Genomic DNA, 10,936 nt, shown 5'->3' with positions numbered 1-10,936 from the left:
GTATTTTCGTCGTGCACTTAGCTTAGACCAGCAGATTGGTAACGTGCAAGAAGTAGACGGTACGTTATTTAATTTAGGGTCTAACTTTTATAAAACCGAGGAGTACGATTCAGCCGAATTTTATTGGAATTCCGTTATCAACCGCACCGATACTACGGCTGATAGTCCTATGCTGGATGCTATCTTCCAGAACTTAGGAGCGTTAGCCACCACACAAGAGCAATGGCACAAGGCAGAACAATACTATCGGCAAGCACTGCAGCGCTACCAACGGCGGGGTAATCATGAAGGAACCGCTAGTTTACACGAATCGTTGTCCAACCTGTACAATCAGCAACAAAAGTACGAGCTGGCTCGGCAGGAAGCCAGAAAAGGGTTAGCAGCTGTAGACGAAGATCTCCGAGTACGGTCACTACTGCACGTTGATTTAGCCGAAGCTTACGAAGGGTTGAGCCAGTATCAGTCGGCCGCTGAGAGCTATCGTACTTACGCCACGCTTCGGGATTCTCTGCTAGGTCAAGAAAAAGTTGAAGCAATCGCCGAAATGGAAGCTCGGTATCAAAATGAACAGCAGAAAAGAGAACTAGCCATTCAGGATCAAAAAATAGAATTACTCAACCAAAGTGCTAAGATTCGGCAGTTGGAACGAAACTTACTGGTGGCCGGACTTCTCTCGCTACTGCTTATTGGCTTCTTCGTTATTCGGATACAGCGACAAAAGGTAAACCGAAAGCAGACCCAACTGAAAAATTCTCAAGCACTATTAGCTTCGGTGAAGGAGAACGCGTACCTGAAAGAACAGCGGTTACTTCAGGAGCTGGAACATCGTAACCAGCAGCTTACCTCCTATACCCTAAATTTCGTGCAGAAGAACGAACTGATGAACAACGTACGGCAGCAAGTTGACGAGCTACAGAAGCAGAAACAGTGGACCTCTCGTGATTTTCGAAGAATCAAAATGCACATTCAGCAGCACGTAAGTATCGATCAAGACTGGGAACACTTTCGTCTACACTTCGAGAGTGTCCACCCGGATTTTTTCCATAATCTTACCGAGTCATTTGATAATTTAGGATCTAAGGAACTTAGGCTTTGTGCGCTCATTCGCTTAAATATGAGTATTAAGGAATCAGCAACTGTATTAGGTATTTCGCCCGATAGTGTAAAGACCGCCCGGCACCGTCTTCGTAAAAAGATGAACCTCAACGGCGCAACTTCCATGCTAGAGGCGCTGATGCAAATAGAAAAGGGGAGAGCCTCTTCCCAATGGAAGAAAGCATCTTAGCTAAGAACTTAGAAGTTCAACTCCAGGGTTGCTCCCGTCGGAAGCTCGTGCCACTGGCGAAGTAATGCTCGGATTCTAGCGCGGATTTGCCCTACCTGCTGCTCGTTAATATCAGGAAATGGAACCACTTGCGCTTCAAAAGTAAACTTCGCAATCCCGATGAAGTCTTCCATACTGGTTCCGTCGTGTAGCTCGGTTTGAAAGAGATTTACTAACATTTCCGTTTGCTGTGCTTCCAGGGGTAGGTTGATAGGTAATAAAGCCGCCGGACGAAGGTGCCTCGGAGCCGCAAAATCGGTAACATTGTAACCTCGCAGTAGCATCCCGTAGAATGCTTGACGGAAACCTAGAGTAGTTTCTACCGCGTAGTGCACAATATCGTGCTCCAGCGCAAATAACTGGGTGATGCTCATCCAGGTTTCCGTACCGTCCGGGCGGAAACATTTGAATACCGAAGGTCGGTTTTGCTGTTTAGTAAACTGAATTTTCATTTTGGATTTAAAAACATCTTGGCTATTTCATCCACTACGGGATGGTGCTTGTCCCATAAACCGTAAACTTCCTTTACCCAACTCTCGATCAATTTCTTCACTTCGCTTGGGTTGCCGATTTTACGTAGAATATCCGTTGTGGTGATAGTTCCTCTTTTCTGTACCTCAGGTGGTATCAAATACTCATTTTTTCGCTGTACCTTGTATCTATTCAACCATTCACTCAACAGTGGGGACAGATTATAATTCCACTCAACTTTATACCGGAAGATCAAATGCAGTCTGGACAGGTGAAAATGATTATTCCACCTACCGTGGATCTCAGGATGCTGTAAGGTGTGCACATCTACAATCAGAAATCTGTAAATATGATTTTCAGTGCTTGAGAAATCAATATCCTGAAAACCTAAGTTAAATATTTCCAGGCACTCATGGATACCCCGTTTGGTATTAGCTCCACAGAACTGGCACTTCTCCTCATCTAAGAGCGTAATTCCGTTCTTCTTAGCTAAATCAACGTAGTTCTGCATAGTCTATTCGCTTATTGCTACCGTTCTAAATTTATTGGATAGATACTACGAAAGCAACTGATTACAAATTGCTTGCAGGTGGTTATGGTCGGTACCACAACATCCACCGATGATTCGCAGATTGGGTAGTAATTCTTTGAGTTGCGTGTATTCTTTAGCCAGTCCATTTCTGTCTCCCGTATCCAGCGTTTCCGACTCATCTAGCTCAGCGTGGCTTTTGGTAGAAGCATTCGCCCGAATGCCCCAAATTCGCTGCTGCCACTTCCCTTCATCCTTTAGTATCGTTCTAAAGTGCTGAGGGTGGGCGCAATTAATCATAAAATACGTAGCGTAAGCGTTCGTCTGCTCATCGGTTCTTTGGATTGCCTCCGCGAGTGTCTCCCCACTGGGAAGGTGGCCATTCGTTTCGACCGTAAAGGATATTGCCACATCTACCTCCAGTTCCTGGGCTGCCGCTACAATTCCGATCGCTTCATTCGAGTACGTTATGGTTAAGGCCGTAGCGATGTCTACACCTTCCGTAGCAAATGCCTGTAGTTGAGGTAGGTGATACTGCTTAGACTGTTCAACGGTCATTCGTTCGGCGACTATGTACCCGTCACCCCGGGGGCCAATGACTCCACCAATAAGTACCTGACTAGCTCGCGTAGTTTGAGCGCGTAATTCGCGTATAAACCGTACCGCTTGCTGGTTTATTTCATCTAAGTTATGTGAGGAGTACCCTAGCTTTGCTCCCCAATCAGCACTGGCGCGCCAGGTAGGAGTATCTAAAATAAATCGCAGATCATGCTTCTGAGCTAACGCCAAGTAGGAACTATAGTACTTTCGTAGATGCTCTTTTCCTTCATCATTATCTAATAATGTAAAGGCAGCAAAATGAGGGAGCTCCACTCCGTAGTGAAATATCAGGGTGGTTTCTAGCCCTCCGTCAGTGAGGCAAAATTCCGCCTCGGTTTTAGGATTCACTATCATCGTATTCATTATAAATGGGCTAGATATGATTCTCCTTGAGAAACTTTCGCACAGCTTGACTGATCTTTTCTTGTTCGCAGGCGAATGCGTAGTGTCCACAGTCCGAGTCGAGTAGCAGTATTTCGTCGTCGCGTTCCCGGGCCAGTTCGATAGCGTAGGTAGGCAACAGCATGTGATCCTGTTGGGCCACAATAGTCAGCGTTTCGCCCTGAAAGTTTTGAGCTACTTTTGCTAGTGAACCAGCCTCCAGCGTAACATCGTGGTGAGCAATGGCCTTCATCTGACTGTGCAAATCCGATAGCTGGCACTGCTGGGCTACTTCTTCAATCGTCGCTAGTAAGTCAGGGAACTCCTCTGGAGTTGTTTCGCCCACTCGGTACTGAGGAGTAAATCCTACGATAAACTCCAGCATCAGTGTGGTAACGGTAATATCCGGACAATCAGTTTCCAGACAGGGTTCCATAATTTGTTGGAAGAGTTTGAAGAGCAGCCGATCGTAGGCGGTTAGTTGAGGAGAACCTATAATAGGAATAGCTCTATCAAAAAATTCGGGATAGCTAGCCATCCACTGATACGTTTGCATACCGCCCATCGAAATTCCGGTGACGGCGTAGAGATGATCTAACTCTAAAAATTCAGTAAGTAGCCTATGCTGAGCATTGACCATATCCCGGATGCTGAACTCAGGAAACGACTGGCCGGGTTGCGGCTCACTATTAGAAGGAGAAGAAGAGACTCCATCCCCAAACGCATCAACTATTATGATAAAGTACTGAGTAGAATCCAGCATCTGATCGGGCCCGATGTAGGATAGCAAACTCTCGCTGGTGCCACCGTACCAGGTAGGAAACAGAATAGCGTTCGACCGATCGCCATTAAGCTGACCGAAGGTGCGGTAGCCTAGTTGGCAGTCACGAATGGTTTGACCGTTTTCCAAGGTATAATTACCTAGTTCGGCAAATTGAACTTGCCCCCAGCCGACTAAGGACTGGATACTTAAAACAGTAATTAGAATGAAGCGATTAGGATTGAAATTCATGGTTTTATTCGATTGGACTTAAAAATAATAATCAGTTGGCCGCGCCAAAGTTGCTCTTGACGCAACACTCAACAAAAGTACGAGAGGCCCCGCCTTAAAGGAAAAATAAGGGGTAAGCATAGGGTGTACTAGTCCCAACTATTAGGTAGACAAAATGTGTACATGAAGCTAAAAATAACCTTTCACTGCCCGTATAGACCTATTAAGTGGGTTAGAGTTCCCTGAGGTAAAAATTCTAGCAACGATCTGTCTCGCATTGAGTTAACATTACTATATCATTGTATTGATTTAGCTAACGGTGTACTTCATAAAGAACTTTTTATGCTAACGATGAATTCATTTGCCTAATAATCTAAAATTCAATAGTGTACACTCTATGAATATGTTTACATTTATCTATTACTTGTCTGCGTATAGTTACCTTCTGAAAGGTAAAGAAACTAAGATTCGCACTTTACAAGGACAATGGTTATCTTGAAACAGGTTCGTAAAACTGCCGACCTAATAATTGCTCTGGGCTTGACTACGTAAAGAAAAAATTACCTAAAATCTAAAAGATATGAGGTTCCTATTTGTTACTTTCGGATTGTATCTCACTTTTCTTCCCGATTCTCGGGCCGACGATAGACAAACTCTGCTAGATAGTTTACAGCAAAGGTTAGATCAGTTCACTACTATTGACACAGCGAGGGTTGATATCTTAAATGAGATTGGGTACGAGTACTGGACTATCGATCCGGTACAGTCAGTACAATACGGTGGTAAAGCCCTAGCCTTAGCTGATTCGTTGGACTACCTACCCGGTACCGCCTTTGCTGAACGAGTGATAGGAGTGGCCAACTGGGCGCAGGGCAATTACGAGGAAGGTTTAAGTTATCTGTTGGACGCACTGAACCACTATCAGTCATTGAACGATTCATTAGGGGTTGCTAACATTTTTGTCAATATTGGTCTTATCTACAGCGACCAGCAGAGCTACGAAGAAGCCCTTTCTTACTACGAAGAGGCATATCGTACTTTCGACATCCTAAAGAAAACTCACCGCCAAATTCATACGGCTATCCATATCGGTCAACTGTACCAATCCAAACACCGTTACGACCTAGCCCAAACTTCCTATCAACAAGCACTTCAATTGAGCGATTCGGTTCAGCATGATTACGGATTGGGTGCTTCGTATCTTTATTTGGGTCAACTAGCGCTGGCCACCGGAAAACTGAATGAAGCATTAGATTATTGTTATCAAGCATTACCTTTCCAGGAGGCGCAAGGAAATATGCACGGGAAGTCGCTCACCTACTACACCTTGGGTAGCATTGAGCGGGAGCGGGGAAATTATTCCGAAGCAGAAGAACATCTGTTGCACGCCCTCAAGAAGGCTACTATAGTAAGCTCCCGGCAAAATCGTCGAGACATTTATTTGGAGCTGAGACAGGTAGCCGAAGCTACTGGCGATTACCAGCAAGCTCTGGCGTATTTTAACAACTACCACACTTTACAAGATAGTCTGCTTAATGCCGAAAAGCTCCGCGAAATTGTCCGACTAGAGAACCGCTACAAACTAGAAAAGAAAGAGCAGGAGCTGCTGGTACAACAACAGTCGGTCAACCTGATGCAGCAGGAAGCCCGTATTCAACGGTTCTTTCGTAATGGGCTGTTATTTGGCATAATCGCTCTCGCTATTATTGGTTATCTAGTTACTACTCAGCAACGATTAAAGATTAAGAAGAACCGGGAGGTGTTAGCTAAACATCAGGAGGTTTCTCGTTCCCAGCAGCAGTTGGCTCAAGTAGAATTAGAAAATGCTCAGCTTAGGCAAAAGGAACTCACCCAAGAACTAGAGTTTAAAAGCCGAGAACTCACTAGTTATACCATTAACTTTATTCAGAAAAACGAGTTGATAGATCAATTGAAATCTGGAATTCAGCAGGCCAAGCGGCAGGCTAAACCGGAAATGCGCCAGCAGCTTAATTCACTAAGCCGTCTGGTAGATCAGAATTCACATATTGACCGGGAGTGGGAAGATTTCAAGCGTTACTTTGAGGAAGTACACCAAGGGTTTTTCGCTAATCTTAAGCATTACTGTCCGGAACTATCTAACAACGAGCTTAAGCTATGCGCGCTGCTTAAACTAAATATGAGCATGAAGGAGATGGCTAACATCCTCGGCATTTCGCCCGATAGTGTGAAGACCGCCCGCTACCGGTTGCGAAAGAAGTTAGGATTAAGTAAAGAAGAAAAGTTGGTAGATTTCATCATTAATATTGAACAGAACCTCACTTCAAGTTCTACTTCTGATACCGATCTTCTTGTCTAGCGTTTTTACTAATCATTTCCAGACAACTTAGTTTACCCACCTTAAGTAGTAATTAAACTCAGGTAGACATTCAGTAACATCAATCAGTAATCGGTTGACAATCAATCAGTTATTTTTCGTAATTTAATTCAACTGGTACGACAGTAGCTTCACTATATTAGCTACATATAATCATCTTGTTTACTTTTCGTCTACCTGATTTCTCGAACCCGTTCACCTTCTGTATACCTAAAAAATTTATCTAGCTGATGGCGACCGCGTACATTTGCCTCAGATAGTAATCACGAAGTACTTCTTATAAACCAACTAATACTCGTGAGTTGCTACTGTTTCTTATTCTAATTCATTCAAATTAATTTCTAAAAACATGAAATCATTTAAATCTCTTTTAGTCGTATTATTAGGTCTTTCTTTTCTCTTTTCCGCGTGTAGCGAGGAAGATGATGCTACCCCCGATCCGGTAGAAGACACCCCCCAAATTGCCCTGGCGAACGATAGCAACCTCGGATCATACTTGGTCAATCAAGATGGGCGAGCTCTGTATTTCTTTAGCCGCGATGTCGGCGGAAGCAGTGCTTGCGAAGATGGTTGCCTGAACGCCTGGCCAGTGTACTATCAAGCTGATTTTGAAACGGGTAGTGGCCTCGACCAATCGGACTTTGGAACCATTACTCGAGCTGATGGTGAAAAGCAAACGACGTACAAAGGTTGGCCAATTTATTACTATTCAGGCGACGATGGTGCTAACCAAATTAATGGTGAAGGGGTCGGCAACGTGTGGTTTGTTGCCAAACCTGACTACACACTGATGTTAGCTACCCAAGTAGTAGAAGGAGCTGGTAGCGATCCGATTTCTTATCTGGTAGATGCCGAAGGAAATAGCTTATACTACTTTGAGAATGATCAAGAAAACGAGAGTGTGTGTACCGATGGCTGTCTAAATGCGTGGCCTGCTTTTAATGAAGTAGCAAACGTAGTTCTTCCGTCTACGCTAAACCAAGGAGCTTTCGCGGCAATTGACCGGGTAGACGGCGGGCAGCAGTTAGCGTACGCCGGGCGTCCGATCTACTTCTTCGCTCAAGATACCGGGCGAGGTGAAACTAAAGGCGCGACTGCCCCTAACTGGACTATTTCACAATTACCGCAGTAACTAATAATGAGAAAGCTGACGTACATCATAGCCTTCACTTACTCAATTCTGGCACTACTATCGAGTTGTACTTACGAGGTAGTGCCGGAACCTCAGAATTGCGACAATACACTCACGCTTCAACTCGTTTCTGTAACCGATGCTGATTGTGGCTTAGCTTCCGGTTCAGTACAAGTTGAAGCCAGTGGAGGAGAAGCTCCCTACCTCTTTCGTATTAACGGAGAGAGTGAACGATCTGGGAGCACCTTCTCTGAATTAAGTGCTGGAAGCTACTCTATCACAGTAGAAGATGCCAACGGCTGTGAGGGAAATCTGGAAGTTCAGGTAGCCAATCAAGACGGAGTAAACGCTACAGTTACCGTGGCAGATGGCAGTTGCGGTTCTACCAATGGCCGGATTGACGTGGTAGCCGAAGGAGGGGTAACTCCCTACCAATTCCGCATCAACGATCAGGCTTTTCAGAGCAGCAGTGGGTTTTCTGGGTTGGCCCCCGGCGAATACCAGGTAATTACTCGAGACGCAAGCGGTTGTGAAAGCGTTCAAACTGTGCAGATCACTAGCGGAGTAGCATTTGAAGCGGTAGAGACGATTGTAAAAAACAATTGTGCCGTCTCTAATTGCCACGATGGTACCATCTCGCCTGATTTCCGAACCGCCGCTACTATTCAGAATCGGGCCGCCCGGATTGAAGCCCGTACTGCTGGCCGATCTATGCCTCCGGCTTCCAGTGGAAGAGAACTTACCGACCAGCAAATCCAAGATATTGCCTGCTGGGTAAGCGACGGGGCGAGTATCGAAAGTAATCCTTAACCCAATAGATTTTAGTTTTCAGGCAAAAAAGAGTAGTGAAAAACTTCTACTCACTATCAATTTTCAACCCCAGATAAGTTCCGGGCTCAATTAATCACTATCAATTAAACAAATTTATTATGAAAGATGTAATCAAAATCATCATCATTTGTATAACCTGGCTACTGAGCCATTCGCTACTAGCCCAGGATAAATTTATCACCCAAACCGGGTATACTAAATTCTTCTCTAGTGCGCCACTGGAAGATATTGAAGCGCATAATAACCAAGTGCAGAGTGTCATTGATTTTACTAAGCAAGAAGTAGTGGTAAGTATGGACATGCAAGCCTTTGAGTTTGATAAATCGCTAATGCAGGAGCACTTTAATGAGAACTATGTAGAATCGGAAAAGTACCCAAAAGCGATTTTTAAAGGCACTTTTACTAATGGCAGTACGATCGACCCCACAAAAAATGGGGAGTACGCCGTGGCCGTAGAAGGCACTATGACCATTCACGGAGTGACCCAGCCCGTCACTACCGAAGGAACAATTATCGTAAACGGCCCGAGTATAAACGCCAAAACCAAGTTTATTGTAAAGGTTGCTGATCACGATATAGATATTCCTAAAATCGTCTTCCACAATATTGCCGAAGAGGTAGAAGTAACGGTGGATATAAAGTATAGCCCGCTGAATAGTTAATAAGAGCAACGGCTCAGTCGGGCAGTAAGCTCGGCGGGGTTGTATTGTTGATGCGTACAATGGTCGGTTCATAGCCGATCACTGTATTTTTTTCTTATCAAAAAACCTACGCTATCATGAAAATAAGTACTCTTTTCTTCTTCAGTTTTAGTGTTTTTTTATCTTCAATGGCATTTGCTCAGGACGATCTAATGGATCTACTGGAAGCCAATACTGAAGAGTCCATTTTATTTACCGAAGCCACTTTTAAGGGAAGCCGGTTGATCAATGGTCATACAGTAGAAACCCGCGCGCAGGGCGAACTAGAATTTTTGATCTCCCACCGTTTCGGACGGTTAAACTCCGGTGCTTACGAATTCTTCGGACTCGATGCGGCGAATGTCCGCTTAGGCCTGGAATACGGTATAGCTGACTTTCTCACGCTAGGAGTAGGTCGTAATTCGTTTGAGAAGACCTACGATAGTTTTGCTAAAATAAAACTGCTGCGCCAAAGTAAGGGAAAACGGGTGATGCCATTTTCGGTGGTATCGTTTTCCAGTGCAGCCATTAAAACACTAGCGGGTTCCAGCCCGGAAGAGTACCCGACGGTGGCTGCCCGGATGTACTACACCCAACAATTGCTGATTGCCCGTAAGTTCGGTTCTGCCTTGTCACTACAGCTTATGCCAACTTTTGTGCATCGTAATCGCATCCAAGAACGGGAGGGCGAAAATGATATTTACGCTCTGGGGGTAGGTGGGCGCGTAAAACTAACCCAGCGAGTATCGCTCAATGGGGAATATTACTACCGCCTGAATGCCGAAGAATACGACGAGGCTGATCTGAATCAACTGTTCAACTCTCTCGCGATTGGCTTTGATATAGAAACCGGGGGACACGTCTTTCAACTTCACTTGACTAATAGTCGAGCGATGATTGAGAAGGGGTTTATCGCCGAAACTAACGGTAACTTCTTCGCCGGAGACATTCACTTTGGCTTCAACGTATCTCGGGTATTTTAAATTATTAGGGATTGAGCGTTGGGTATTAGGTTTTAGAAACTTATTCCAAACCCCCAGCCCTAACACCCAACGCCTAATTCCCAACCCCAAAATCTCAATGACAATGAAATTTCTAAAAAGTCTACAAACCCGCTGGAACGTAGAAAATGTCCAGCAAGTTTTACTAATTTTACTAGTGTTTAGCCTAACGGGTAGTTCGGTCGTAATGATTCGTCCTGTCATTTTTCACTGGGTAGGAGTCACCGCTGAGACTGATACAATTACCCGTTGGCTATGGTATATCGGCTTCATTATTCCAGCGTACCAAGTACTGTTATTAGGATATGGCTGGCTGTTCGGTCAGTTCCATTTTTTCACCCGTCGTTATCGAAAAATTCTACCCGCACGAATTACATCCTCTCAAAAATAACTTCATTATGAAAACTCAGCTCGATAATATTCATTTGATGTACTGCACCTCAGTGTGGGTGTTAGTATTGCTTCTAGGGACTGTTCGCTGTCAATCGCCTCCAGGATCGGTAGATGCTCAAGCGCCTTTGTTTAATAATTTAGGTGACTACTCACTGAGAGTCACTACTGATTCCGATTTAGCGCAGCAGTACTTTACGCAGGGATTAAACTTGACCTACGGGTTCAATCACGCCGAAGCAGAACGTTC

11 protein-coding genes and 1 pseudogene are annotated in these 10,936 nt (G+C 44.7%); 8 read left to right on the top strand and 4 right to left on the bottom strand.

Annotated elements, in window-relative coordinates; translation table 11 throughout:
* Window positions 1–1,285, top strand: a 1,285-nt coding sequence (locus tag WBA23_RS25795; protein ID WP_424585155.1) for a tetratricopeptide repeat protein, incomplete at its 5' end; no start/stop codon positions are given.
* Window positions 1,286–1,293: 8 nt separating this feature from the next.
* Here the strand turns inward: WBA23_RS25795 and WBA23_RS25790 are convergent.
* The 4 genes from WBA23_RS25790 to WBA23_RS25775 are packed head-to-tail and all read right to left on the bottom strand — an operon-like array spanning window position 1,294 to window position 4,317.
* Window positions 1,294–1,776, bottom strand: a complete 483-nt coding sequence (locus WBA23_RS25790; RefSeq protein ID WP_424585154.1) for a hypothetical protein — start codon at window positions 1,774–1,776, stop codon at window positions 1,294–1,296.
* Entirely contained in the window at window positions 1,773–2,306 is a 534-nt protein-coding gene (locus WBA23_RS25785) for a DUF5946 family protein (protein ID WP_424585153.1), read from the bottom strand. Before WBA23_RS25785 ends, WBA23_RS25790 begins: the two co-directional genes overlap by 4 nt.
* A gap of 45 nt (window positions 2,307–2,351) precedes the next feature.
* Window positions 2,352–3,287, bottom strand: coding sequence for a homocysteine S-methyltransferase family protein (locus tag WBA23_RS25780; RefSeq protein WP_424585152.1), 936 nt, complete (start codon window positions 3,285–3,287; stop codon window positions 2,352–2,354).
* 10 nt (window positions 3,288–3,297) lie between these two features.
* Window positions 3,298–4,317 carry an alpha/beta hydrolase gene (locus WBA23_RS25775; RefSeq protein ID WP_424585151.1) on the bottom strand — a complete coding sequence of 340 codons (1,020 nt, stop codon included), beginning with the start codon at window positions 4,315–4,317 and terminating at the stop codon, window positions 3,298–3,300.
* Between the two features lie 559 nt (window positions 4,318–4,876).
* Between WBA23_RS25775 and WBA23_RS25770 the strand changes: the two genes are divergently transcribed.
* From WBA23_RS25770 to WBA23_RS25740, 7 genes and pseudogenes are all read left to right on the top strand, one after another.
* Window positions 4,877–6,634 carry a tetratricopeptide repeat protein gene (locus WBA23_RS25770; protein WP_424585150.1) on the top strand — a complete coding sequence of 586 codons (1,758 nt, stop codon included), beginning with the start codon at window positions 4,877–4,879 and terminating at the stop codon, window positions 6,632–6,634.
* Between the two features lie 367 nt (window positions 6,635–7,001).
* The gene (locus tag WBA23_RS25765) at window positions 7,002–7,784 is read left to right on the top strand and encodes a hypothetical protein (protein ID WP_424585149.1); all 783 of its coding nucleotides are present in this window, start codon (window positions 7,002–7,004) and stop codon (window positions 7,782–7,784) included.
* A 6-nt stretch (window positions 7,785–7,790) separates the two neighbouring features.
* Complete coding sequence (locus tag WBA23_RS25760; RefSeq protein ID WP_424585148.1) at window positions 7,791–8,594, top strand: hypothetical protein; 804 nt, start codon at window positions 7,791–7,793, stop codon at window positions 8,592–8,594.
* A gap of 119 nt (window positions 8,595–8,713) precedes the next feature.
* Window positions 8,714–9,277 carry a YceI family protein gene (locus tag WBA23_RS25755; RefSeq protein ID WP_424585147.1) on the top strand — a complete coding sequence of 188 codons (564 nt, stop codon included), beginning with the start codon at window positions 8,714–8,716 and terminating at the stop codon, window positions 9,275–9,277.
* 116 nt (window positions 9,278–9,393) lie between these two features.
* The gene (locus WBA23_RS25750) at window positions 9,394–10,278 is read left to right on the top strand and encodes a DUF5777 family beta-barrel protein (protein WP_424585146.1); all 885 of its coding nucleotides are present in this window, start codon (window positions 9,394–9,396) and stop codon (window positions 10,276–10,278) included.
* 103 nt (window positions 10,279–10,381) lie between these two features.
* Window positions 10,382–10,687, top strand: a complete 306-nt coding sequence (locus tag WBA23_RS25745; RefSeq protein WP_424585145.1) for a DUF6787 family protein — start codon at window positions 10,382–10,384, stop codon at window positions 10,685–10,687.
* 7 nt (window positions 10,688–10,694) lie between these two features.
* A pseudogene (locus WBA23_RS25740) lies at window positions 10,695–10,936 on the top strand (hypothetical protein); the annotation flags it as partial.

It is taken from the genome of Tunicatimonas sp., assembly GCF_049647865.1.
Taxonomy (GTDB): Bacteria; Bacteroidota; Bacteroidia; order Cytophagales; family Cyclobacteriaceae; genus Tunicatimonas.
This window is presented reverse-complemented; position numbering and strand designations above follow the sequence as displayed.